This is a genomic window from Ruegeria sp. HKCCA5839, from assembly GCF_013035585.1.
Classification (GTDB): Bacteria; Pseudomonadota; Alphaproteobacteria; order Rhodobacterales; family Rhodobacteraceae; genus Ruegeria.
Genome location: NZ_WQIE01000006.1, coordinates 240249 through 264080, shown reverse-complemented (window position 1 = coordinate 264080; position 23832 = coordinate 240249). Strand labels below are relative to the sequence as shown.

Annotated in this window: 21 protein-coding genes; 12 read left to right on the top strand and 9 right to left on the bottom strand. The window is 59.3% G+C overall.

Annotated elements, in window-relative coordinates; genetic code table 11:
* Positions 1-95 precede the first annotated feature (95 nt).
* Positions 96-821 carry an SDR family oxidoreductase gene (locus GOV38_RS16955; RefSeq protein WP_171101681.1) on the top strand — a complete coding sequence of 242 codons (726 nt, stop codon included), beginning with the start codon at positions 96-98 and terminating at the stop codon, positions 819-821.
* A gap of 34 nt (positions 822-855) precedes the next feature.
* On the opposite strand, the gene GOV38_RS16950 is transcribed toward GOV38_RS16955, so the two are convergent.
* On the bottom strand, positions 856-1146 hold the full coding sequence (locus GOV38_RS16950) for an I78 family peptidase inhibitor (protein WP_171101680.1): 291 nt from the start codon (positions 1144-1146) through the stop codon (positions 856-858).
* 130 nt (positions 1147-1276) lie between these two features.
* Between GOV38_RS16950 and GOV38_RS16945 the strand changes: the two genes are divergently transcribed.
* Entirely contained in the window at positions 1277-2389 is a 1113-nt protein-coding gene (locus GOV38_RS16945; RefSeq protein ID WP_171131841.1) for an S-(hydroxymethyl)glutathione dehydrogenase/class III alcohol dehydrogenase, read from the top strand.
* A gap of 27 nt (positions 2390-2416) precedes the next feature.
* Here the strand turns inward: GOV38_RS16945 and GOV38_RS16940 are convergent, their stop codons facing one another.
* A complete protein-coding gene (locus GOV38_RS16940) occupies positions 2417-3355 on the bottom strand; it encodes a DMT family transporter (RefSeq protein ID WP_171101678.1) in 939 nt (312 codons plus the stop codon).
* 246 nt (positions 3356-3601) lie between these two features.
* Between GOV38_RS16940 and GOV38_RS16935 the strand changes: the two genes are divergently transcribed.
* The gene (locus GOV38_RS16935) at positions 3602-4066 is read left to right on the top strand and encodes a DUF1203 domain-containing protein (protein WP_171209248.1); all 465 of its coding nucleotides are present in this window, start codon (positions 3602-3604) and stop codon (positions 4064-4066) included.
* Here GOV38_RS16935 and GOV38_RS16930 read toward each other — a convergent pair.
* The gene (locus tag GOV38_RS16930; RefSeq protein WP_171209374.1) at positions 4063-5055 is read right to left on the bottom strand and encodes an ABC transporter ATP-binding protein; all 993 of its coding nucleotides are present in this window, start codon (positions 5053-5055) and stop codon (positions 4063-4065) included. The genes GOV38_RS16935 and GOV38_RS16930 overlap by 4 nt on opposite strands.
* A gap of 87 nt (positions 5056-5142) precedes the next feature.
* On the opposite strand from GOV38_RS16930, the gene GOV38_RS16925 reads away from it, so the two are divergent.
* The 3 genes from GOV38_RS16925 (at position 5143) to polA (ending at position 8741) form a co-directional block, all read left to right on the top strand.
* Positions 5143-5319 (top strand): zinc-finger domain-containing protein, encoded by a 177-nt coding sequence (locus GOV38_RS16925; protein ID WP_171209247.1) that lies wholly within the window; start codon positions 5143-5145, stop codon positions 5317-5319.
* A 91-nt stretch (positions 5320-5410) separates the two neighbouring features.
* Positions 5411-5872: a hypothetical protein gene (locus tag GOV38_RS16920; protein ID WP_171101676.1), complete on the top strand. Its 462-nt coding sequence runs from the start codon at positions 5411-5413 to the stop codon at positions 5870-5872.
* A 70-nt stretch (positions 5873-5942) separates the two neighbouring features.
* The gene (gene polA / locus GOV38_RS16915) at positions 5943-8741 is read left to right on the top strand and encodes a DNA polymerase I (protein WP_171209246.1); all 2799 of its coding nucleotides are present in this window, start codon (positions 5943-5945) and stop codon (positions 8739-8741) included.
* Positions 8742-8791: 50 nt separating this feature from the next.
* Here polA and GOV38_RS16910 read toward each other — a convergent pair whose 3' ends face one another.
* Positions 8792-9022, bottom strand: coding sequence for a DUF2798 domain-containing protein (locus tag GOV38_RS16910; RefSeq protein WP_171209245.1), 231 nt, complete (start codon positions 9020-9022; stop codon positions 8792-8794).
* A gap of 65 nt (positions 9023-9087) precedes the next feature.
* Entirely contained in the window at positions 9088-9846 is a 759-nt protein-coding gene (locus GOV38_RS16905; RefSeq protein ID WP_171209244.1) for a hydroxypyruvate isomerase family protein, read from the bottom strand.
* 174 nt (positions 9847-10020) lie between these two features.
* On the opposite strand from GOV38_RS16905, the gene GOV38_RS16900 reads away from it, so the two are divergent.
* Entirely contained in the window at positions 10021-10971 is a 951-nt protein-coding gene (locus GOV38_RS16900; protein ID WP_171209243.1) for a DMT family transporter, read from the top strand.
* Here the strand turns inward: GOV38_RS16900 and GOV38_RS16895 are convergent.
* On the bottom strand, positions 10954-11529 hold the full coding sequence (locus GOV38_RS16895) for a DUF1285 domain-containing protein (RefSeq protein WP_171131855.1): 576 nt from the start codon (positions 11527-11529) through the stop codon (positions 10954-10956). The two genes, GOV38_RS16900 and GOV38_RS16895, sit on opposite strands and share 18 nt — an antisense overlap.
* Before the next feature lie 64 nt (positions 11530-11593).
* Here GOV38_RS16895 and GOV38_RS16890 point away from each other — a divergent pair, with 64 nt between their 5' ends.
* The 5 genes from GOV38_RS16890 (at position 11594) to GOV38_RS16870 (ending at position 20548) form a co-directional block, all read left to right on the top strand.
* Positions 11594-12601, top strand: coding sequence for a MoxR family ATPase (locus GOV38_RS16890; RefSeq protein ID WP_171209242.1), 1008 nt, complete (start codon positions 11594-11596; stop codon positions 12599-12601).
* Entirely contained in the window at positions 12598-13473 is an 876-nt protein-coding gene (locus GOV38_RS16885) for a DUF58 domain-containing protein (protein WP_171209241.1), read from the top strand. Before GOV38_RS16890 ends, GOV38_RS16885 begins: the two co-directional genes overlap by 4 nt.
* Positions 13470-16232, top strand: coding sequence for a DUF4159 domain-containing protein (locus GOV38_RS16880; RefSeq protein WP_171209240.1), 2763 nt, complete (start codon positions 13470-13472; stop codon positions 16230-16232). Before GOV38_RS16885 ends, GOV38_RS16880 begins: the two co-directional genes overlap by 4 nt.
* Positions 16229-18271: a hypothetical protein gene (locus tag GOV38_RS16875; protein WP_171209239.1), complete on the top strand. Its 2043-nt coding sequence runs from the start codon at positions 16229-16231 to the stop codon at positions 18269-18271. The genes GOV38_RS16880 and GOV38_RS16875 overlap by 4 nt, the downstream gene beginning before the upstream one ends.
* Positions 18272-18337: 66 nt before the next feature.
* Positions 18338-20548: a response regulator gene (locus GOV38_RS16870; protein WP_171209238.1), complete on the top strand. Its 2211-nt coding sequence runs from the start codon at positions 18338-18340 to the stop codon at positions 20546-20548.
* On the opposite strand, the gene yaaA is transcribed toward GOV38_RS16870, so the two are convergent.
* From yaaA to GOV38_RS16855, 3 genes are all read right to left on the bottom strand, one after another.
* Complete coding sequence (gene yaaA, locus GOV38_RS16865) at positions 20545-21321, bottom strand: peroxide stress protein YaaA (RefSeq protein WP_171209237.1); 777 nt, start codon at positions 21319-21321, stop codon at positions 20545-20547. The two genes, GOV38_RS16870 and yaaA, sit on opposite strands and share 4 nt — an antisense overlap.
* A 33-nt stretch (positions 21322-21354) precedes the next feature.
* A complete protein-coding gene (recQ, locus tag GOV38_RS16860) occupies positions 21355-23394 on the bottom strand; it encodes a DNA helicase RecQ (protein ID WP_171209236.1) in 2040 nt (679 codons plus the stop codon).
* A 78-nt stretch (positions 23395-23472) separates the two neighbouring features.
* Positions 23473-23760: a YggT family protein gene (locus GOV38_RS16855; protein ID WP_171101663.1), complete on the bottom strand. Its 288-nt coding sequence runs from the start codon at positions 23758-23760 to the stop codon at positions 23473-23475.
* Between the last annotated feature and the right edge of the window lie 72 nt (positions 23761-23832).

Below are 23832 nucleotides of genomic sequence, written 5' to 3'. Positions count from 1 at the left end.
GCACTATGTTAAGACTTCGGGTCAGCGAATACAGGGCTGATCCAAAGCTGCCGCATGGCCGTAAAACCTAACGTATCAACTGGAACGGTTCACGCATGAGCAGCTTTGAGGGCAAAACCTATTGGATCATCGGCGCAAGCGAGGGATTGGGTCGCGCTTTGGCCAAAGAGCTGAGCGATAAAGGTGCGCATCTGATCCTGTCCGCGCGCAACGCCGAGCGCTTGGCCGAAATCTGCGCCAACCTGCCCAATGCGCGCTTTATCCCCATGGATGTGACTGATTTGAACGCTGTACGCAGCGCGGTTGCCCAGGCGGGGGCAATCGATGGCCTTGTGTACAACGCCGGAGCCTATGATCCGATGCGTAGCCCTGAGTGGGACACGGAAACCGCGCTCAGGATCAGCGATGTGAACTATATGGGCGCAGTACGCGTTCTTGGAGAAACAGTACCCGGTTTTGTAGCGGCAGGCCGAGGAGAGATCACTTTGATCGGGTCGCTTGCAGGGTATCACGGGCTTCCTGCCGCAATCGGCTATGGGGCCAGCAAGGCCGCGCTCATTTCGCTGGCCGAAACCATGCGCCATGATCTTGCGGGCAGTGGCGTCACTGTGCGCATCGTCAACCCCGGGTTCATCAAGACCCGATTGACCGACAAGAACGAATTCAAAATGCCAATGCTGATGACGCCCGAAGACGCGGCCTCACGCGTGATCAAAGCCATGGCGCGCAGACGGTTCCGCACCGATTTTCCGGCTCCGTTTTCCTGGGTAATCCGCGTGATCGACTATCTGCCAGACTGGCTGGTTTATCGCGGGAAATAGGCACTAATAAAGCTCAAAACGCCTTCGTGTCAGCTTATCCGCAGGTGATATTTTCGATGATCCCGTCGTCATCGACAAAAACATTCAACCTATCAATACGGTAATCCTGTGCCATCAGATCGTTCGGCCCCAACACACGCGACCGTTCCGGAAGCGCGGCTTGGATGGTCTGGACCGGTTGGCCGATCGAACCCGCAAAAGGATCCCCCAGACAAAACGCCAGATCGACCGAGGGGGCGCGGGACGGCAGGCGCGGCGATTGCTGTTCTGACGGTGTTTCGGAACAGGCGGAAAGCAAGATCAGAATGGGAAAAAATCTATACATTGGCGCTCCTTATTCTGGCTATGTCGTTTCTTGAATATCAAAGGTTTAGTTCACCAGCCATCAAAGCGCAGTTGAAAATACCCTTCAATTGACGCAGGGTCGAAACAAAGAAGACAGGGAGACAAGCACAATGCGCACGCGTGCAGCCGTCGCCGTTCAGGCGGGTAAACCTTTGGAAGTGATGGATGTGAACCTCGAAGGCCCCAAGGCGGGCGAGGTGTTGGTCGAGATCAAGGCCACCGGGATTTGCCACACTGATGAGTTCACTTTGTCGGGCGCTGATCCCGAAGGTCTGTTTCCCGCCATTCTGGGTCATGAAGGCGCAGGCGTCGTTCTTGAGGTGGGCGCAGGTGTAACCAGCCTGAAACCGGGTGATCACGTGATCCCGCTTTACACACCCGAATGTCGCGAATGCGAATATTGTCTGCATCCCAAAACCAACTTGTGCCAAGCGATCCGAGAGACGCAGGGCAAGGGTCTTATGCCGGATGGTACCTCACGGTTTTCGACTCTGGATGGTGACCCGATCCTGCATTACATGGGCTGCTCAACCTTCTCGAACCATACTGTCCTGCCAGAGATTGCCTTGGCCAAGGTGCGCGAGGACGCGCCGTTCGACAAGATCTGCTATATCGGCTGCGGTGTGACTACGGGCATCGGCGCGGTGATCAACACCGCCAAGGTCGAGATTGGCAGCCGCGCCATTGTGTTCGGCCTGGGCGGCATCGGTCTGAATGTGATCCAAGGCCTGCGTCTGGCGGGTGCGGATCAGATCGTGGGTGTCGATCTGAACCCTGCCAAGGTCGAGATGGCCACCAAATTCGGCATGACCGATTTCGTGAACCCGACCGAGGTCGAAGGAGATCTGGTGCCTTATCTTGTCAATCTGACCAAGGGCGGTGCCGACTACACCTTTGACGCGACGGGCAATGTGGGCGTGATGCGCGATGCGCTGGAATCGGCCCATAAGGGATGGGGCGAATCCATCATCATTGGTGTGGCACCTGCGGGGGCCGAAATCTCGACCCGACCGTTCCAGCTGGTCACCGGCCGATCTTGGCGCGGAACAGCATTTGGTGGCGCGCGGGGCCGGACTGATGTGCCCAAGATCGTCGATTGGTACATGGACGGTAAGATCGAGATCGACCCGATGATCACTCACACGATGGGGCTTAGCGACATCAACCACGGCTTTGACCTGATGCACAAAGGGGAAAGCATCCGGTCCGTGGTGGTGTACTAGAGTTTGAGGCAAAGCAGGCCGGGGGAACTATTTCCCCGGCCGCGACGCACCAGTATCCGCCCGCGGTGAGCGCACCCGGAGGACCGGGGTATTGACCGAGGTTGTGTTCGACCGGCTTTCCCGCCAGACCACAAAAATACCCGACGCGATGATGATTGATGCGCCAACAGCCACCCAAGCGTCGGGCTGTTCTTCGAAAAACAGCATTCCGAACAATGTGGCCCAGATGATCTGGCTGTATTGACTGGGGGCCACGACGCCAGCAGGGGCCGCGCGATAGGCCAGGATAATCAGGTGCTGCGCAATAACCGAGAACAGACCAACCAGAGCCATCATTGCCAGATGCAGCAGTGATGGTGGTTGATACACAGCCGGTTGCAGCAGGCTCATTACCACGATGGCCAGCAGCATCGGATAAAGGATCAGAACGGCCGAACGCTCTTCATTTCCAATCTTGCGCACCAACACCGAAGAGAAGGCACTGCAAAACGCTGCCGTCAGTGCAGCAATGTGGCCCAGAGTGATATCTGTTGCACCCGGGCGCAAAACGATCAGAACACCGATCAGGCCAACACCAACGGCGGCCCAGCGTTGTATGCGCACGACCTCTCCCAGAATCGGGATCGACAAAACGGTGACGATCAGGGGAAAGGAAAACAGCAGTGAATAAACCTCGGCCAGCGGAAGAACCGAAAAGGCGTAGAACGCACAGGACATGCCCATGACCATCAGGCCGGATCGCAGCAGAACCAGCCAGGGATGATGAGGGCGGAAGTTTCCGGTGGCTCGATCAGTCAGGATGGTTACCGCCATCGGGACAAAGGAAAAGAGGGTCGCAAAAAAGATGATCTGCATCACCGAATAGGTTCCGCCCAGCACTTTGATCAGTGCGTCATGACTGGCGAAAACCGCGAATCCCAGAAACGCGAAACCAAGTCCCTTAAGGGTGGTGTTTTGAGTGCTCATGAACATGGCCTCGGGCGGAGTGTCGGTGTGGTTGCTATTCGCCGCAGCGTTGAAAACCGGGCTGCATCGCCTTTTTGAGTAAACACATTTGACCCATCCGCATAGCCCTTATTTTACCGCTAACACTGCAAGGCTGATATGCTCAGGGATCAACACGACATGGCTGATAGACGCTCGAAATGCGCAAGATGCGGGTCGCCTGCAGGTGTTGGATTCAGGCAGTCTGGCAAAAACCGGAGACCAGACATGTTCAAGATCACTGCCTTGCCCACTCAAGATGTACGTCGCCTTCAGGCCGGAGGACCTGACGCCTATGGCGCGGTGCCCGAGCGTGCCATTTCCGATGGTGCTGGTAACCCGTGTCGTCATTGCCTGCGCCAAATCCCAGAAGGCCGGGACATGCTGATACTGGCACATCGTCCCTTTTTAGAGACACATCCTTATGCAGAAACCGGCCCGATATTCCTGTGTGCGGATCCTTGCGATCTGTTTAGAGGCGATGACATGCCCGAAATACTGACCTCTTCCCCCGACTATCTGATCAAGGGATATGGCACCAATGACCGTATCATCTATGGAACCGGAGCGGTCACGCCGACGGATCAGATCAGCGCCAAGATCGACGAAATCTTTGCGCGCCCCGACGTGGCCTATATCCACATCCGGTCCGCGCGCAACAATTGCTATCAGGCGCGTGTCGATCGAGTCTAAAGTTTGACGCGGTGCATGCCCCGGCGCGGTTGATCGTGATCATCTGCCGGGGGATCATCGGCGCGGGCTGAGGTCAGCGCAAGGAACACATCCTCAAGATCGGCTTCTTCGGTGCGCACGTCACGAATTCGGATATTTGCGGCGCGAACTGCCTCCAGAACCTGCTCGGCGGTGGTTTGGGCGCTGCGATAGTTGAGCTCAAGGCTGCCATCATCGCGAAGCGCGGCTTCGACCCCATCGGTTGTCGGAAGATCAACAATCGGACTGTCGGGAACGATCACCATCGTGCGGCTGTCCATGCGCGACAGAAGGTTGGCCGTGCTGTCCTGTGCGATCTTCTGGCCATGGTTGATGATAGCGATCTCGTCACACATCTCTTGTGCTTCTTCCAGATAATGCGTGGTGAGGATGATGGTCATACCCTGATCGTTCAGCTTGCGCACGTTGGTCCACAGCATTTGACGCAGTTCGATATCCACCCCCGCCGTGGGTTCATCCAGGACCAGGATTTTGGGGTGATGCACCAGTGCCTTGGCCAGCAGCAACCGACGCCGCATCCCGCCCGACAATGTGCGGGCATAGGCCTCGGCTTTGTCGCTCAGGCCCACCAGCTCTAAAATCTCATCGCTGCGGCGCTGGGCTTTGGGTACCCCGTAAAGCCCTGCCTGAACCTCCAGCGCTCCGCGCGGGGTAAAGAATGGATCCAGGTTCAGCTCTTGCGGCATGACACCGATGGCGGCGCGGGACTGGCGCGGGTGCTTGTCCTGATCAAAGCCCCAGATCGACACATGACCGGCGGATTTGACCACAAGCCCGGCCAGAATGTTGATCACCGTCGACTTTCCAGCCCCGTTTGGCCCCAGCAACCCAAAGACCGAGCCGCGCGGGATGGTCAAATCGATGCCTTTAAGCGCCTGTTTTTCCGGCTGGCCCTTGCCACCCCGATAGGTTTTGCGCAGCCCCTCGATTGTGATTGCCGCATCGCTCATGTGGCTCTTGCCCCCGGTTTGCTCATCGCTCATAAACGCACCTAGTACATGCCCGCGAGGCCGACAACCGAAGAAGGATCGCCAGCCGTGACCATCGAAGCGCCGGAAACCAAGATTGTGGAAATCTCTCGCGTTGCCTGCGACGGCGGTGAAGGCGCATTGGGTCATCCGCGCGTCTGGCTGCAAATCCCGGAAGATACCGGCTGGGTCGAATGCCCCTATTGCGATTGCAAGTATGTTCTGAAGGGCACAGAGCAAATCTAACCATCAATTCTGGCGCTAAGCGTCAAATTCTTGCCGTGATCGTCCAGCAAGCACTGTGTTGGAACACGTCCGCATAGAGGCAAGGATCAAGATGACTGCTGATGATACGGCCAATCCGGTATTTGGATGGATCGGGTTTTGTGTGGGTGCTCTGGCCTTGTTTGCCGCGCTGTTTGTGTTTTGGGCCGGGCCTTTTGCACCTCAGCATTCAGCGGGTGTGACGCTGGGCGAACTGGCCGCCGAAATCGGAAAATCCACGTTGCGCGCAGCCGCTGGTCTGGATCAGCCCGAACCCGTCGCGCCGACCCGGGATCTGGATGATCTGCTGCAGATCGGCGTAGCGATGCTGGGCGGATTGGCCATCGTGTTGTCTGCGATCGGTTTCCTGCGCCATGAAAGAAGACGACCCGCCCTTGCTGGCGTGGCAATTGGCATCGGTGCGATCCTATTCCAGTTTTTTGCTTTTGCGGTTTTCGCTTTCTTGGGCGTCTTGCTTGTCATGGCGCTTTTGAACAGTTTCTCGGACGTGTTCAGCGGCCTCTTTGGTGGCTGACCTGCGTTCTTGACTGGCCACCCGCGCAGGCCTGTGGCAGAACCGTCCCTGACAATCAGGGAGCGCGCGCATGAGCAATTTCGGAAAAGGGTGTCACCTGCATCTGATCGACGGATCGGCCTTTATTTTCCGGGCATATCACGCGTTGCCGCCACTGACGCGGAAATCCGATGGTTTGCCGATTGGCGCTGTTTCGGGGTTCTGCAATATGCTCCAGAAATATGTCGAAGGGAACGCCGGGCCGGATGCGCCGACCCACGTCGCAGTAATCTTCGACAAAGGCTCGCACACGTTCCGAAACGATCTCTATGATCTCTACAAAGCCAACCGTGAGGCCATGCCCGAGGATCTGCGCCCGCAGATGCCCCTGACCCGCGAAGCCACCCGCGCCTTCAACATCGCCTGTAAAGAGCTTGAAGGCTTTGAGGCCGATGACATCATCGCAACGCTTGCAGTTCAGGCCCGCGAAGCAGGTGGTCGCGTGACCATCGTGAGTTCTGATAAGGATCTGATGCAACTGGTCGGCGATGGCGTCGAGATGCTGGACGCGATGAAAAACAAGCGCATCGACCGGGATGGGGTGTTTGAGAAATTCGGCGTGGGCCCAGAACGGGTGGTGGATGTTCAGGCGCTGGCTGGGGACTCGGTCGATAACGTGCCGGGGGCTCCGGGCATTGGTGTGAAAACCGCCGCTTTGTTGATCAACGAATATGGCGATCTGGAAACGTTGCTGGACCGCGCGGAAGAGATCAAGCAACCCAAACGCCGGCAAACGCTGATCGAAAAGCGGGACCAGATCGAGCTGTCGAAGAAACTGGTGCAACTGGATGAGAACACGCCGCTGGATTTCACTCTGGATGATCTCGAGGTGAAAGACCCGGACGCAGAAACCTTGTTGGGTTTTCTGGTCGAGATGGAGTTCCGCACCCTCACCAAGCGGATTGCGGATAAGCTGGGTGCCGAGGCCCCCGTGATCGCTGACATTCCTGCACCAGCGGCTCAAGTCGAAGAAGAAGAGTCCCTGGCCTTCGATGCGTCAAAGTATGAATGCGTGCGCGATGCGGACGCTTTGCAGACGTGGATTGATACGGCCTATGAGCGCGGTTGGGTTGCGGTGGATACCGAGACCACGGGTTTGAACGAGATGATCGCTGATCTTGTGGGCATTTCGCTGTGTGTCGAGCCCGGTGCGGCCTGCTATGTCCCGCTGACCCACAGGGATGGGGCTGCGGATGATCTGTTCGGTTCGGACGCATTGGCCGAAGGGCAAATGCCTTTGGATCAGGCTCTGACTCTGTTGAAACCGATGTTTGAGGATCCGTCGATCCTGAAGATCGGGCAGAATATGAAATACGACGCCAAGATTTTTGCGCGCTACGGCATCGAGGTTGCGCCGATCGATGATACGATGCTGATGTCCTACGCCATGCACGGTGGCGAGCATGGGCACGGAATGGATATGTTGTCGGAACGGTACCTGAGCCACACACCGATCCCGATCAAACCACTGCTGGGCTCGGGCAAATCAGCCATTACTTTTGACAAGGTTCCGATCGACGAGGCCACGGCCTATGCCGCCGAAGATGCGGATATCACCCTTCGCCTGTGGCAGCTGTTCAAGCCGCAACTGCATCAAGTGCAGGTGACCACCGTTTACGAGACGCTGGAGCGTCCTCTGGTGCCGGTTCTCAAAGAAATGGAGATGCATGGTATCAAGGTCGACCGCGATGTGCTGAGCCGCATGTCCAACGCCTTTGCGCAGAAAATGGCTGGATTAGAGGCTGAAATTCACGAATTGGCCGGTGAGACTTTCAATGTTGGCTCACCCGCGCAGCTGGGCGAGATCCTGTTTGACAAGATGGGGCTGGAAGGTGGCAAGAAGGGTAAGACGGGGAAATATTCGACCGGTGCGGATATTCTTGAGGATCTGGCGACCGAGCATGAACTGCCCCGCCGGGTGCTGGACTGGCGGCAGCTGTCCAAGCTGAAATCGACCTATACGGACGCCTTGCAGACCCATATCAACCCCGATACGGGGCGGGTGCATACCTCTTATTCGATCACCGGGGCCAATACCGGTCGTCTGGCCTCGACCGATCCGAACTTGCAGAACATTCCGGTGCGCACCGAGGAAGGGCGGCGCATCCGTGAGGCGTTTATCGCCGAGCCGGGCAATGTGCTGGTCAGCCTGGATTATAGTCAGATCGAGCTGCGGATCCTGGCGCATATCGCGGATATCCCGGCGTTGAAGCAGGCGTTTTCGGATGGGCTGGATATTCACGCAATGACCGCGTCCGAGATGTTCGACGTGCCGTTGGACGAGATGACGCCGGATATCCGACGTCAGGCCAAGGCGATCAATTTCGGGGTGATCTATGGCATTTCCGGCTTTGGCCTGGCGCGCAACCTGCGCATCCCGCGGGCTGAGGCGCAGGGGTTCATCGACCGGTACTTCGAACGTTTTCCGGGCATTAGAGCCTATATGGATGACACTATCGCCTTTGCCAAAGAGCATGGCTATGTGAAAACCCTATTTGGGCGGAAAATCCATACGCCCGAGATCAACGCCAAAGGCCCACATGCCGGGTTCTCGCGCCGGGCGGCTATCAACGCGCCTATTCAGGGGACGGCGGCGGATGTAATTCGACGTGCGATGGTGCGGATGCCCGATGCTATCAACGGGCTGCCCGCGAAGATGCTATTGCAAGTCCACGACGAATTGCTGTTTGAAGTGGCCGAAGACGCGGTGGATCAGCTGGTCTCGGTGGCCAAGGAAATCATGGAAGGCGCATCAGATCCGGCGGTGAAACTGGACGTGAAGCTGGATGTGGATGCAGGCCAGGGCGCCAATTGGGCCGAGGCGCATTAGCGGTCCGGGAGCGCTGCTCATCAGGCCCGATGGGCCCTCTTCGCAGCGGGTCAATCCTGTGGTTTGACCAGCCCGTTGACGAACCGTTGCACGGTGGGCCCCAGCAACAGGATAACGGTAAAGGCGATGGGCCAGCAGAAGGCCCAGGCCGCCATCCAATCGCCAAAGGTGCTGGGTCCGAACCCAATTGCTTTAACTGTTGCGATGCCGGTGACGATGCAGGACATCAGACCTGACATGATCAGGCTGAACAGTGCGCGGGTAAAACGTGCAGGGATCATGGGCGGTCCTTGAGTTCAGGCCCCATTGATCTGCGATATTTTCTAAAAAAACGCCAGTGGCGATCTCAGGACGCGCGCATCCAGCCCAAAGTCTGCGTGGTCAGCGGTTTTGATGGGGTGTATTCGGCGCTGACATGGCCGGTATAGCCGCTGTGATCCATCGCCTCGAACAGCGACGCGAAATCCGTGGGACCGCGCCCGGGTTCTGAGCGGTCCGGAGCCGCACCGATCTGCGCATGGATGAAGCGGTCGTGATAACGGTGCCAAATCTCTAGCGCGTCACCGTGGATCATGTGGGCGTGAAAACTGTCATATTGCAGACCGATATTGGACCGATCTACTCGATCCAGAATTTCGGCCGCCAGATCAAAACTGTTCAGGAAATACCCAGGCTGTGAAACAGGGTTCAGCGGCTCGATCGTAAATCTTTGATCCGGGGCGAAATCTGCGGCCCATTGCAGGTTTCGGACGAAACTCGCCTCGGCCTCGGACCCTGAGGCCGCACCGGACATGATGTGGATCATCCGGGGTCGCAGGATCTGAGCATAGCGCAGCACCCGTTTGATGTCGGACTGAAACCGCGCCTCACCGCCGGGGATTGCAGCATAGCCGGGTTCTCCGCCCGTATAGTTGGGCGGGGGTGCGTTGATCAGGATCAGGTCAAGCCCATTGGCCAAAAGGGCGCGTCGGGTTTCCTTGGCCGCCAGATCATAGGGAAACAGGATCTCGACCGCGTCAAACCCGGCCTGTGCGGCGGCGGCGAACCGTTCGAGATAGGGCAGCTCGGCAAAGAGCAGCGAAAGATTGGCGGCAAATTTTGGCATGAGCGGTCTCGGGTGGCGGTCGAAAAACTCTATCCGGGGATAGGTCACAGGGAAAGAGATGGAAAACGACAGATTGTCGAAAATCGACCAGAAATATAGGCGCATCTTCCTGACAATCAGACCAACGGGGCGAATCAATTCATCTTTGTCCTGCCTGCAAAAAGAGCGAAACCCATGGCGATAAGCCCTGATCCTGCACGCGGGTCGTCCTTCGGGGCACCCAGCGGTCGCAATGCGGCCTTGTCTGGCAACGGGTTGGCCGTGGCGTCGATGGTGACCTGGGCCGCGGGGTTTCCAGCAGCCGAAATTCTGCTGCAGACATGGCCGCCCGTGGCGCTTTTGATTGGGCGCTTGGCTTTGGCCGTTGCGGTTATGTTTCCGATCTGGCTGATCATCGACGGCCCGCGCCGCGTGGCATCCGCGCGTTGGGGGCGGGCCATGATCGTTGGCAGTTTTGGGTTTGGTGCAAGTATGTTCCTGATGATCCTGGCGCAGAAACTCACGGATCCCGTGACCGTCGCGATTATTGCCTCGTGCGCGCCTTTGATGGCGACGCTGTTGGAGCTTGCATCGGGGACTCGGCGATTAAGGTGGAACTTCGCTCTGGGTGTCGTGGTATCGGTTGTGGGCGGTTTGATTGCCACCAGTGCGCTGGCGCCCGCCCAATTGGGGCTGGGTGCAGCCTGCGCCGTGCTGTCAACAGCAGGGTTTTGCTGGGCCAGTATGATGACCGTCCGCGACTTTCCAGACCTCAGCTTTACCGGGCGCACAACAATCACCTTCACGGGCGGGCTTTTGGCAGCGGTGGTACTGGTTTCGCTGATGGCAGGGCTTGGTATCAACGTTCTGCCGACCTCTCCTGTGGATCTGCATCAGGCGAGTATGCTGGCCATCTATGCGCTGCTCGCCATGGGCCTAAGCCAGGTCTTGTTCATTTCGTCTGTTGGCAGAATCGGCGTCGCGCTCAGCTCGTTTCACATCAATGTGGCGCCGTTCTATGTCATGGTCATCATGCTGGCGCTGGGAGAAGACTGGAATTGGACCCGCGCGCTGGGCGCTGCAATTGTTGCCATGGCGGTGTTCATCGCGCAGGACCGCGCTCCTCGCTCAGCCAAGGTCGTCTGACGGGATCAAGCCAAAGAACTGGCCGCCGGACCAGACGCCAAACCAGCCCTCATGATGGGTGGCGATATCCACCATCCGGTAAAAGCTCTTGCGGTCGATACGCGCCTCAAGGTTACTGCGGATCAGGATATAGGGCGAAGGCTCTGCTGTATCCGGGTCAATCTCAATGCGGATCGGGTGGTCTGCGCCGGCCTCGGCCTGATCACCGACAGAAGTGGTAAACCGCAGGACCTGGCCGTCGCCCGAACCGATCTGGTCAAAGTCTTCGGCGATGAAAGGCGCATCCTCAACGGTGATTCCCACCTTCTCAACCGGGGTGACCAGATAGTATTTGCCGTATTCTTTCTTAAGAATTGACGAAAAAAGCTTCACAAGCTCGAACCGCCGGATCGGTGACCCTAAATAAGACCAAGTGCCATCTTTGGCGACGCGTATGTCCAAATCGCCGCAAAACGGGGGATTCCACAGATGAACGGGCGGTAAACCACGAGTTTTGGCCGCTTTGACCGAAGCCGCCAGACCGTCTGGCGAAGGGGTCACGGGTTTTTGTCCGCTCATTGCTTTTGCCATTTCCTCTCAGCGCGATACACTTCAACCATATCAGTTCACGGAAGGGAACCTCATGTCCGAACCTGCCGACCTCGTCGTCGAGATCGAAGCGCTGGAAAACAAGCTGCAAGAGGCGAAATCCTCGATCACCCGTCGCTTTATCGGGCAAGAGCGGGTCGTTGACCTGACCCTGACCGCTTTGTTGTGTGGCGGTCACGCTTTGTTGATCGGCTTGCCCGGGTTGGGAAAGACACGGCTGGTTGAAACTCTGTCGACCGTGATGGGTTTGCATGGCAATCGGATCCAGTTCACTCCCGACCTGATGCCGGCAGATATCCTTGGGTCCGAGGTTCTGGATACCGCCGAAGACGGTACACGCCGCTTCCGTTTCATCCCCGGCCCGATCTTCTGCGAGCTGTTGATGGCCGATGAGATCAACCGCGCCAGCCCGCGTACCCAATCGGCGCTTCTGCAGGCCATGCAGGAACGGACTGTAACCGTCGCTGGCGAAGATCGGAGTCTGGGCACGCCATTCCACGTTTTGGCCACCCAAAACCCGATTGAACAGGAAGGGACCTATCCGCTGCCCGAAGCGCAGCTTGACCGGTTTCTGGTGCAAATTGATGTGGAATATCCCGACCGCCAGACCGAACGCGATATCTTGCTCGCGACCACCGGCGTTGAAGAAGACGAGGCGCATCAGATCTTCAGCAAGGAAGAGTTGCTGGCCGCGCAGGTTCTGTTGCGCCGGATGCCCGTGGGAGAATCGGTGGTTGAACTGATCCTCGATCTGGTCCGTGCCTTCCGCCCGGAAGAGTCCGGTGTTTCCGAGCGTGTGGCCGAGACGGTGGCCTGGGGTCCGGGGCCGCGTGCGGCGCAGGCTCTGATGATGACGGTGCGCGCCCGGGCGCTGTTGCAAGGGCGGCTGGCCCCCAATGCAGATGATGTTCTGGACATGGCGCGCCCGGTGCTGAGCCACCGCATGGCGCTCAACTTCGCTGCCCGTGCGCGGGGTGACAGTCTGGCTGATCTGATTGAGACAACGGCTCGTGGTCTGATCCGGGCCGAGGCCGCAGCGTGAATGCGGCGCTGACTCTTCGCGAAAGAGCCGAGGCCGAGGCGTCCCGGCTGCCGCCGCTATTGGCGCGCGCCGAGCATTTGGCCGGAACGGTGCTGCTGGGCGATCACGGGCGGCGTCGGTCGGGTATGGGTGATGACTTTTGGCAATATCGCCCGGCACAACTGGGCGACAGCCGCCGTATGATCGACCATCGGCGTTCGGCCCGCGGGGATCAGCAATTTGTCCGCGAGCGCGAATGGCAGATTGCGCAATCCGTTATGCTTTGGGTCGATCAGGGGGCATCGATGCGTTTTGCGTCGGATAAGATGCTGCCGACCAAGGCCGATCGCGCACGTTTGCTGGGTCTGGCAGCGGCCATCCTGCTGGTGCGCGGCGGTGAGCGTGTAGGGCTTACTGGTACAAGCCTGCCGCCTCGACGCGGTAACGCGCAGATCGTTCGCCTGGCGCAAGCCTGGTCTGAGGATGCCGAGGCGGATTACGCACCGCCGGAACACAAAGCCATGATCCCTCATGCCCGCGCTGTGTTCCTGTCTGATTTTCTGGGCCCGCTCGGTGAAGTCGAGCTTGCCCTGACCAAGGCCGCTGATCGCGGGGTACGGGGTGTTTTGCTGCAAATTCTCGACCCATCCGAAGAAGCGTTCCCGTTCCGTGGGCGGACGATCTTTGAAAGCGTTGGCGGTACCGCCCGGCACGAGACATTGAAGGCTGGCGACCTGCGCGACCGTTATCTGGACCGACTGGCCCGGCGCAAGGATGACCTGGCCCGGCTATGCCGCGCCACCGGTTGGCAATTGGGTCTGCACCACTCCAAAGACAGTGCGCAATCGGCGCTATTGTGGCTCTATCGCGCGCTGGATGGGGGTGTGCAATGACGGTTCTCGCAGGAATTGGTTTCACTGCGCCGTGGATTTTGCTTGGTCTGCTGACCCTGCCGATCCTGTGGCTGATCCTGCGCGCCGTACCGCCTGCACCGATCCGTCGATTGTTCCCGGCGGTAACACTGCTTTTGGGGCTGAAGGACGAAGAAAGCGTCTCGGACCGCACACCATGGTGGCTTTTGCTGCTGCGGATGCTGGCGGCAGCGGCGATCATCATCGGTCTGGCCGGTCCGGTTCTGAACCCGTCACGGGACGAGACCGGCTCAGGACCCCTGTTGCTGGTGCTGGATGGCAGCTGGGCCGGGGCCACCCGCTGGTCGGCCACGCTGGATCAGATCGACGCGCAGCTGACCGAGGCGGGTCGGGCTGGGCGCCCGGTTTCGATCCTGCGCCTGACCGAGCCGGAAGCGCCGGTTTTCCAGGCGGCTGAGGCATGGCGTGGACGACTGCCCGGGCTTGTGCCGATGCCGTGGCAGCCCACACCTCAGCAATTAGATGCGGCGATCCAGTCGTTGAATGATGTTGATGGTGGGTTTGACACGCATTGGTTCAGCGACCGCCTGACCTATGACAGTCAAGATCAGATGGTCGACGCATTGCAGGCGCGGGGGGATGTGACAGTCTTTCAATCTCCGTCCCCGGTCATGGCCATTGCGCCTGCAACCTATCAGGACGGAGCCATCGCGCTGACTGTGCTGCGCGCGGAACCCGGCCCGGCCGATACCGTCACCGTGTTGGCGCAAGGTCGCGATCCGGCAGGCACCATGCGCGTGCTGCATTCGGTTGATCTGGAGTTTGAAAGCGACACCACCCGGGCGCAAACGCAGATTGTCCTGCCTTCCGAGCTGCGCGCCCGGATCACGCGGTTTGAAATTCAGGGCCAACGCGCTGCAGGGGCCGTTACGCTGACCGATGACAGCCTGCGTCGCCGCGAAGTGGCTTTGATCGCAGGAACGCTTGACCGTGAAGGGCTCGAGCTGTTGTCGCCGTTGCACTACCTGACACAGGTTCTGATCCCCACCGCTGATTTTGTCGATGGCGGCCTGCTGGATGTTCTGCCCGCCAACCCGGATGTGATCGTTCTTGCAGATGTCGCCACTCTGGCCGCCGCCGAAGAGGTTGCGCTGACCGAATGGGTGGAACAGGGCGGCTTGCTGCTGCGCTTTGCAGGCCCGCGCATGGCCGCCAGTGATCTGGGCCGCGCCGCCGAGGATACCTTGCTACCGGTGCGTCTGCGCAGCGGGGGCCGCTCCGTCGGGGGAGCGATGAGCTGGGGGGAAGCCAAAGGCCTGGCCCCGTTCCCCGAGGATTCGCCCTTTTTCGGTCTGAACATTCCTGCGGATGTGTCTGTCACCACGCAAGTCATGGCGCAACCAGACCCTAATCTGGCGGATCGGGTGATTGCTTCGCTATCAGACGGCACGCCGCTTGTGACCCGCAAGGCGCTGGGTCTGGGGCAAGTTGTGCTGTTTCACGTCACCGCAGACGCCGAATGGTCCAGCCTGCCTTTGTCGGGCCTGTTTGTCGAAATGCTGGACCGTCTGGCTGTCGCCTCTGCCGCCAAGTCGCGGCAAGAGGCGCAGTTGCAGGGCACAACATGGGAGCCTATTCAGGTTCTCGACGGTTTCGGCACCCTGTCGGATGCAGGTAACTTACCCGGTGTGGATGGTGTCAGCCTGATCTCGGATCCAATCGGGCCCGAACTGCGCCCCGGGCTTTATGAAAGCGGCAAGCAAAAGCTCGCATTGAACGTTCTGTCCGAGGACTCGGTGCTGAGCCCGGTTGTTTGGCCTGCAGATATCCCGATCCGCGGACAAGAGATCAGCACCGAGACGCCAATTGGCGGGCTGCTCTTGAGCCTCGCGCTTCTGTTGCTGACCGTCGACATCGTCGCCTCGCTGGCTTTGTCAGGGCGTTTGGGGCTGGCGCGCGCCGCAGCCGTTTTGGCCGGTGGCTTGCTGCTGGTGCCAGAGGTTCAAGCGCAAACCCCCGAGGATACCGAATTTGCCCTGCAAGCGACGCATGAGCTTGTTCTGGCCCATGTCCTGACCGGCAATGCGCAGGTGGACGAGGTTGCTCAAGCCGGGATGCGCGGTTTGGCTCAGACCTTGTATTTCCGTACGTCGGTCGAGCCTGCTGACCCGATTGGGGTTGATCTTGAACGAGATGAACTGGCGTTCTTCCCGTTGCTCTATTGGCCCATCACCCCCGATCAACCGCAGCCATCGGCTGAGGCTTACGCCAAGCTCAACACCTATCTGCGGTCGGGCGGGATGATCCTGTTTGACACGCGGGACGCCAATGTCGCCAGTTTCGGGGCCTCCAGTCCCAATGGCCGGAAGTTACAACAGCTGGCAGGTCCGCTGAATATCCCCGCGCTAGAGCCTGTTCCGAAGGATCACGTGCTGACCCGGGCCTTCTACCTGCTCCAGGATTTTCCGGGCCGACACATGGGCACCGAGGTCTGGGTCGAGGCCGCGCCGCCCGATGCCGAGCAGATCGAAGGGATGCCCTTCCGCAATCTGAACGACAATGTGACACCCGTGGTCATTGGCGGCAATGACTGGGCCAGCGCCTGGGCTGTGGATCGCAATGGGCAGGCCTTGTTGCCGGTGGGTCGTGGCTATGCCGGTGAACGGCAGCGCGAGTTGGCCAATCGCTTTGGTGTCAATCTGGTGATGCATGTGCTGACCGGGAATTACAAATCCGATCAGGTCCATGTGCCTGCGCTTTTGGACAGGTTGGGACAATGAACGGAACGCTTCTTTTTGATCCGCTGATCCCCTGGCCGGTTCTGGCCATCGTGGGCGCTGTGGCGCTGGGCGGGATTGCTGTCGCACTCTGGCGTGGATTGTCCGGTTGGGCCTTACGCGGTCTGGCAGCGATTGTGGTGCTGATCGCGCTCAGCGGGCCGGTCTATCAAATCGAAGACCGCGCGCCTTTGACCGACATCGTGCTGATGATCGAAGATCAAAGCGCCAGCCAAACCCTGTCAGACCGGGCCGAACAGACGGTGCAAACCGCAGACGCGCTGGCGGAAGAGATCGAAAGCCGCGCAAACACCGAATTGCGCCGTATCCCCGTTGGCGACAGCGACGGGGATGAGGGCACACAGGTGATGGCGGCTTTGAACGCGGCCCTGGCCGAAGAACCCCGGGCGCGGATTGCGGGAATTGTCGTCGTCTCGGACGGGATCGTGCATGATGTGGATCAGGCCCCGGATCTGCCTGCCCCGATGCATCTGCTGCAAACCGGTCGGGCCGAGGATTGGGATCGCAGGCTGATTGTGCGCAACGCCCCGGCCTTTGCCATCATTGGCGAGCCGGTCACCCTGACGCTCAGGATCGAAGACAGCGGCACGGTGCCCCCAGGTGCTACAACAGCACCGCTTGAGATCTCGATTGACGGTGGTGCGCCGCAGACCTTTACCATGCCCATCGGCAGCGATATCGAAGTGCCTGTTGCGCTGCCCCATGGCGGACGCAATGTGATCCAATTCAGTGTGCCGCAGGCCGAAGGCGAGCTGACCGACCGCAACAACACTGCCTTGATCCAGATGAACGGTGTGCGTGACCGGTTGCGGGTGCTGCTGGTCTCGGGCGAGCCGCATCCGGGCGGGCGGACCTGGCGCAACCTTCTGAAATCCGACAGCTCGGTCGATCTGGTGCATTTCACCATTCTCCGTCCACCCGAAAAACAGGATGGCGTGCCTGTGGATGAGCTGTCTTTGATTGCCTTCCCGACCCGAGAGCTGTTTTTGGAAAAGATCAACGATTTTGATCTGATCATCTTCGACCGCTACAAACGCCGGGGCATCCTGCCCGCGATCTATCTGGATAACGTCAACAACTATATCAACGACGGCGGGGCCGTGCTGGTGGCCGCCGGTCCTGATTTCGCCACCGCCGACAGCATCTTTCGATCACCGCTTGGGCCGGTTCTGCCTGCCCAGCCTACCGCGCGGGTGATCGAGGAACGCTTTGTCCCCATGGTGTCCGAGCTTGGCGAACGTCACCCGGTCACCACCGATTTGGGCGCGTCGGATGGCTGGGGCGCATGGCTGCGTCAGATCGATGTGCGGCCCCGGACGGGCGAAGTGCTGATGACCGGAGTGGATGAACGCCCGCTGTTGGTTCTGGACCGCGCAGGCGAAGGCCGCGTCGCCTTGCTGGCGTCGGATCATGCCTGGCTGTGGAGTCGCGGATTTGACGGCGGCGGTCCGCAGTTGGAACTTCTGCGCCGTCTTGCACATTGGCTGATGAAAGAGCCCGAGCTTGAGGAAGAAGCCCTGTGGGCCGAAGCCAACGGCCAAACCATGCGCATCATTCGCCAGACCCTGAACGAAGAGATTGGCCCGGTCACGATCACACGGCCCAATGGTGAGAGCCTGCAGATCAACCTGAACGAAGTCTCGCCCGGTCGCTTCGAAGTCCAGTATTTCGGCCCTGAAATTGGCCTTTATCGTCTGGAAGAGGGTGAGCATTCTGCCGTGATTGGTCTTGGCCCCGCAGCGCCCAAAGAGTTCGAACGCACTATTGCAACGTCCGAGATACTGGAACCGCATCTGGCCAGCCTCCGGGGGGGCGTGATCCGGGTCGAAGACGGCCTGCCTGCCATTCGCAATGTCCGCGCGGGGCGACCGGCGGCAGGGCGCGGCTGGATCGGTCTGACCCCGCGCGACGCCTATGAAACCCGAGATGTCACCCAAGCGGGCCTGTTCCCACCGTGGCTGGCGCTGCTGCTGGCTGGTGGGTTCTTATTGGCGGGATGGCTGCGCGAAGGGCGTTCGTAACCGCTTTAAGCACTTTTTCACCGCTTCCCGGGATGCTGCACGCAGCTAACCCGGGAAGAGCATGACATGAGCCTTGCAGAAAAACTGGCCCAAGAACGGCGCGCGCGGCTTGCGGCAGAACGATTGTTGCACCTCAAACAGGCCGAGCTTTCCGCTGCCAACCGCAAGTTGGGTCGTCATGCGCTGGCCCTGACCCGCCAGATCGGTGAGACGCAGGCCGAAGTGGAAACGGTGCGGGGCGAGAATGAAAAGGTCAAATCCGATCTGACCGTCGCCAATGCCAAGATCGAAGTGGCCGAACGCCGCTTGTGGCATTCCATTCAGACCATTCAGGATGGCTTTGCCTTTTTCGACGAGAACAGCCAGTTGATCAGCGCCAATACCGCTTACCTGAGCGTGTTCGAAGGTTTGGACGAAGTTTCGCCCGGCATAGAATACCGCCGCATTCTTCAGCTTCTGACGGATGAAGGCATTGTCGATATCGGCGACGAACCTGTGGCTGAGTGGCGAGCGCGGATGTTAAGCCGGTGGGCCAGTCTCAACCCCGAACCGGTGGTCATACAGCTGTGGTATGGAGAGTATGTTCGTCTGATCGACCAGCGTGGCAGTGGTGGCGATGTGGTCAGCCTGGCGCTGAACATCACCTCTTCGGTCCGGCATGAGGCCGAACTGAACGCCGCGCGCGAACGGGCCGAGGCCGCGAACCGCGCGAAATCGGCGTTTCTGGCCAATATGAGCCACGAAATTCGAACTCCGATGAACGGGATCGTCGGCATGACCGAGCTGCTGACAGAAACGCCTTTGGCCGAGGAACAGCGGCTTTACGTCAATACGATCCGCAACTCGGGGGAGGCGCTGCTGGTTATCATCAACGACGTGTTGGACTATTCCAAGATCGAAGCTGACAAACTGACCCTGCACCCCGAGCAGTTTGATCTGGAGCGGTGCATTCTTGAGGTCGCAATGTTGCTGCAACCCAGCGTGCGCGACAAGGGGCTGACCCTGCTGGTCGATTATGACCTGTTCCTGCCCACGCTGTTCGTCGGCGACCCGGGACGTCTGCGGCAGATCATGACCAATCTGGTTGGCAATGCGGTCAAGTTCACCTCGGACGGCCACGTGCTGATCCGGGTGACCGGAGTGCCAAATCCCGATCAGCAAAGCTGCGATATTCATGTGGCTATCGAAGACACCGGCGTTGGGATCGCGGCGGACAAGATCGGACATATCTTTGGTGAGTTCAATCAGGTCGAGGATGAGCGCAACCGTCAGTTTGAAGGCACAGGACTGGGTCTGGCGATCACTGAACGGCTGATCAAGATGATGGGTGGAAAGGTCTGGGTAGAGAGTGAACAGGGCGCGGGTTCCTGTTTCGGCTTTCGGGTTTCTCTGCCCACTGCCGAAGGCCCGCAACCGGCGCCGCCTGATCTGGCCGGGCGGTTGAAGCATGTTCTGGTGGTCGAAAATCTTGCGGTGAACCGCGCCATTCTCACCAAGCAACTCAGCCGTTTGGGGTCCCGCGTGACGGTATGCACCAGCGGAGAAGAGGCGCTGCGAGCGGTGGATGATACAATCGACCTGGTGCTCTGCGATCAGGACCTGCCCGATATGGAGGGGCTGGAGCTTGCGACCATGTTGCGCGAACGAAACTGGTCGGATCTGCCGATTGTCGTAATGTCGGCCAACCCGGGCGTCATCCATGCAGACCCGGCGAACCGGCTGATCGAAGGTATTTTGCAGAAACCGATCCCAAGGGCCGAACTCTTTTCACGTTTGATGGCGCTTGGCGCCCCTGTGTTCGAGCCTCAGAAACGGGCGGGCGAACCTGCCGCGCCATCAAGCGGCCCAGACACCGATGGCCATCGGCGCATGAAGGTGTTGGCAGCGGAAGACAACAAAACCAATCAGCTGATCCTGAAGAAAATGACCAAGGATCTGGACATCGAGCTTAGATTTGTCAGCAACGGGCTTGAGGCGATTGAGGCTCATGCCGCGTTCGATCCCGATCTGATTTTTATGGATATCTCGATGCCGAAGATGGACGGGAAAGAGGCCACTGGTGAAATCCGGCGACGCGAAGTTGGAACGGGGCGCAGGGTTCCGATCGTTGCTTTGACTGCGCATGCCATGGCAGGCGATGATCAGGGTATTCTCGCCGCGGGGCTCGATCATTACCTGACCAAGCCGCTGCACAAGGCGCTGATCCACGAAATGATCAAGACCCATTGTCCGGAAGACGCCCGCCCGGTGGCCCAAACCGAAGGCGCTGAAAGCTAGCCTTGGGCTTGATAGGGTCGCACAAAAACCGGCTTGTCCGCCTCGGACAGATCGGGGCGATAGGCGTATCCGCCGGTGTCAAACTCTACCAGGGCATTGGGATCGGTCAGCCGATGCTGCACCACATAGCGCGCCATCGCGCCGCGCGCCTTTTTGGCAAAAAAGCTCACAATCTTGGGCGTGCCCCCCTTGTCCTCCATAAAGACCGGAGTGATCACACGCAGCTTCAGCGCTTTCAGATCGACCGCGCCGAAATACTCCTGACTGGCACAATTGACCAGAACATCACTGCCCATCTCGGCGGCTTGCGCGTTCAAAGCCTTGCTCAGTTGATCGCGCCAATACTCATACAGGTTCTTGCCGCGCCGCGTTTTCAGCTTGCTGCCCATCTCAAGCCGATAGGGTTGAATGGCATCCAGCGGGCGCAACACGCCGTAAAGGCCGGATAGAATCCTCAGGTGATCCTGTGCCCAGGCCATTTCATCGGCGTCCAACGACGTGGCCTCCAGCCCCTGATAGGTATCCCCGGCAAAAGCCAGCGCCGCAGGGCGGGTGGTCGTTGCATCAGGTGCGTCGGAAAAAGCCCGATATCGATCGCGGTTCAGACGGGCCAGATCATCGCTGAGGTCCATCAGCTTTTTCAGATCCCCCAGGGTCAGATTCCGCGCGGTTTTCGATAGCCGAATGGCGTCATCCTGAAAATCGGGTTGCGTGACATCCACGTTCCGTTCTGCCCAATCCAGCCGCTTGGCCGGCGAGATAACAACCAGCATGTCCGCCCTCTTTTCTTGCCTGACCCGCCGTATCTAGCTCGCCTGTTGCAGCACGTCCAGAAACGCGGCGCCAAACCTTTCGTGACGGCGATCACCCAACAGCTGTTCCAACCCGCGCGGGTCGTCCGGGCGCATCTGCGCCACCTTGGCCAATTGCGCGGCTGAACAAGTCAGCGGTTTGTCGATCCCTTCGGGGCCGCGCGACAATTGCGACTGTACTTCTAGCAGACGATCATAAATCTCGCCCTGTTCACGACCCGCCAGCTTGCGGCGCGCAGGATGCAGTGCTTTGGCCTCGCCCGCGACCACCTCAAGGAACGTATCGCCATAGCGTTCCAGCTTTTTGGCGCCAACGCCGCCGATACGAGCCATTTCGTCCAATGTCATCGGGCGCTTCTCGGCCATCTCGATCAGGGTGCGATCGGGGAAAATCACATAAGCCGGAACCCGCGCGGCCTCGGCCAGGGCGCGGCGCTTGGCCTTGAGCGCTGACAACAGCGGCGCGTCCTCCTCGGCCACCATGGCCTTGACCGCCGGGCGGCGCGTGGCCTTGCGGATCGTATCTTTGCGCAGGTTGATCTGCGCCTCGCCTTTCAGAATGGGTTTCGCGGCTTCGGTCATGCGTAGCGCGCCGTGACGGTCGGGGTCGGGGCGCACCAGATCATGCCCCATCATCTGCCTGAAAATCGCCTGCCATTGCGGGCGCGACCAGTCTTTGCCGATCCCCCAGGTCGAGAGCGCATCATGGCGGCGGGCGCGGATCTTGTCGGTCTCATTGGCCAGCAGGATGTCGATCAGATGACCTGCGCCAAACCATTCCTCGGTGCGCAAAATGGCAGACAGGGCCATGCGGACAGGTGTGGTACCGTCGAACACCTCGGGTGGGCTGTTGCACAGATCGCAATTCCCGCAGGGTTCGGTGTTTTCCCCGAAATATCCCAGCAGGGTCTGACGGCGGCACTGCAACGCTTCGGCCAGCCCAAGCAAAGAATTCAATCGCGCATGATCGGCCATGCGTCGTTCGGGCGGGGCCAGGCCTTCATCGATCTGGGACCGGCGCAGGCGGATGTCATCCGGGCCAAACAAGGTCAGCGTTTCAGCAGGTGCCCCGTCACGGCCAGCGCGGCCGATTTCCTGATAATAAGCCTCGATGGATTTGGGCAGGTCCGCATGGGCGACCCAGCGGATATCGGGTTTGTCGATCCCCATTCCAAAGGCCACCGTCGCCACGACAATCAGACCGTCTTCACGTGCAAACCGGGTTTCCACGGTGCGGCGGTCTTCCGCCTCCATCCCGCCGTGATAATGGCAGGACACATGCCCTTCAGCGCGAAGGGCCTGCGCCAACACTTCGGTCTTGTTGCGGGTGCCACAATAGACGATGCCGGATTGACCCTTTCGCGCAGCGGCAAAATCCAGGATCTGTTTGCGCGGCCCGTCCTTGGCGGCAAAGGCCAGATGAATATTGGGACGGTCAAAGCCACGCAGGAACTTGCGTGGGGCTACACCGTCAAACAGCTTTTGGACGATCTCATCCTGCGTTTCCGCATCGGCTGTGGCGGTGAATGCCGCCAGCGGCACATCCAACGCACGCCGCAATTCCCCGATCCGCAAATAGTCCGGGCGGAAGTCGTGGCCCCACTGGCTGACGCAATGGGCCTCATCCACCGCGATCAAGCTGACATTGATCCGCCGCAGCATCCCAAGTGCTGACCCTGCGGCCAGACGCTCGGGTGCCATGTAAAGGAGCTTCAGCCGACCCTCTTCCAGCGCCTCCCAAACGGCGTCGGTTTCTTCTTGGGTATTGCCCGAGGTCAGAGCACCCGCTGCAACGCCGGCTTCCTGCAAGCCGCGCACCTGATCGCGCATCAGGGCAATCAAGGGCGAGATGACCACAGTCACCCCGTCGCGCTGCAGGGCAGGGAGTTGAAAACACAGGGATTTACCGCCACCCGTTGGCATGATGGCCAGCACGTTTTCACCGGCGGTCACGGCCTCGACAATCTCTTCCTGCCCGGGGCGGAAGGAGTCGAATCCAAAGACATCTCGCAACAAGGGTGCGGCGTCTAGCATCTGCTTGGGTGCCCTGTTTTAGTGTTTATCTGCTCTTAAGACAGGACCATCACATACTAAGATTCAGTGAACAAGTGGTCAGACGAAATAGACCGCGTTATTGACCAGTATAATCCGCAGTGCATAGACGATGATCAAGACAACCAGCGGTGTGAGATCCAATCCACCCATATTCGGTAGAATGCGCCGAATTGGTCCGTATATCGGCTCCAGCAAGCGGTTCAGCCCATACCAGATCTGTGCCACCAGTTGTTGATGAAGGTTCAGCACCTGGAAGTTGATCAGCCAGCTCATGATCACATGGACGAGGATTATGAACCAGACAATGTCCAGGATCAGAAGCAGGATTTGGATCAGCGACAGCATAGAAACTCCGTTTTCGTATGACCTGAGACCTAAGCCGCCGCGCGGCAAAGAGCAAGTCTGCGCCAACAGAAC

Excerpts from the sequence above, each read along its gene's own strand:
- GOV38_RS16955 (WP_171101681.1), top strand. The coding sequence starts at position 96 with ATGAGCAGCTTTGAGGGCAAAACCTATTGGATCATCGGCGCAAGCGAG.
- GOV38_RS16950 (WP_171101680.1), bottom strand. The coding sequence starts at position 1,146 with ATGTATAGATTTTTTCCCATTCTGATCTTGCTTTCCGCCTGTTCCGAA.
- GOV38_RS16945 (WP_171131841.1), top strand. The coding sequence starts at position 1,277 with ATGCGCACGCGTGCAGCCGTCGCCGTTCAGGCGGGTAAACCTTTGGAA.
- GOV38_RS16940 (WP_171101678.1), bottom strand. The coding sequence starts at position 3,355 with ATGAGCACTCAAAACACCACCCTTAAGGGACTTGGTTTCGCGTTTCTG.
- GOV38_RS16935 (WP_171209248.1), top strand. The coding sequence starts at position 3,602 with ATGTTCAAGATCACTGCCTTGCCCACTCAAGATGTACGTCGCCTTCAG.
- GOV38_RS16930 (WP_171209374.1), bottom strand. The coding sequence starts at position 5,055 with ATGAGCGATGCGGCAATCACAATCGAGGGGCTGCGCAAAACCTATCGG.
- GOV38_RS16920 (WP_171101676.1), top strand. The coding sequence starts at position 5,411 with ATGACTGCTGATGATACGGCCAATCCGGTATTTGGATGGATCGGGTTT.
- polA (WP_171209246.1), top strand. The coding sequence starts at position 5,943 with ATGAGCAATTTCGGAAAAGGGTGTCACCTGCATCTGATCGACGGATCG.
- GOV38_RS16910 (WP_171209245.1), bottom strand. The coding sequence starts at position 9,022 with ATGATCCCTGCACGTTTTACCCGCGCACTGTTCAGCCTGATCATGTCA.
- GOV38_RS16905 (WP_171209244.1), bottom strand. The coding sequence starts at position 9,846 with ATGCCAAAATTTGCCGCCAATCTTTCGCTGCTCTTTGCCGAGCTGCCC.
- GOV38_RS16900 (WP_171209243.1), top strand. The coding sequence starts at position 10,021 with ATGGCGATAAGCCCTGATCCTGCACGCGGGTCGTCCTTCGGGGCACCC.
- GOV38_RS16895 (WP_171131855.1), bottom strand. The coding sequence starts at position 11,529 with ATGAGCGGACAAAAACCCGTGACCCCTTCGCCAGACGGTCTGGCGGCT.
- GOV38_RS16890 (WP_171209242.1), top strand. The coding sequence starts at position 11,594 with ATGTCCGAACCTGCCGACCTCGTCGTCGAGATCGAAGCGCTGGAAAAC.
- GOV38_RS16880 (WP_171209240.1), top strand. The coding sequence starts at position 13,470 with ATGACGGTTCTCGCAGGAATTGGTTTCACTGCGCCGTGGATTTTGCTT.
- GOV38_RS16875 (WP_171209239.1), top strand. The coding sequence starts at position 16,229 with ATGAACGGAACGCTTCTTTTTGATCCGCTGATCCCCTGGCCGGTTCTG.
- GOV38_RS16870 (WP_171209238.1), top strand. The coding sequence starts at position 18,338 with ATGAGCCTTGCAGAAAAACTGGCCCAAGAACGGCGCGCGCGGCTTGCG.
- yaaA (WP_171209237.1), bottom strand. The coding sequence starts at position 21,321 with ATGCTGGTTGTTATCTCGCCGGCCAAGCGGCTGGATTGGGCAGAACGG.
- recQ (WP_171209236.1), bottom strand. The coding sequence starts at position 23,394 with ATGCTAGACGCCGCACCCTTGTTGCGAGATGTCTTTGGATTCGACTCC.
- GOV38_RS16855 (WP_171101663.1), bottom strand. The coding sequence starts at position 23,760 with ATGCTGTCGCTGATCCAAATCCTGCTTCTGATCCTGGACATTGTCTGG.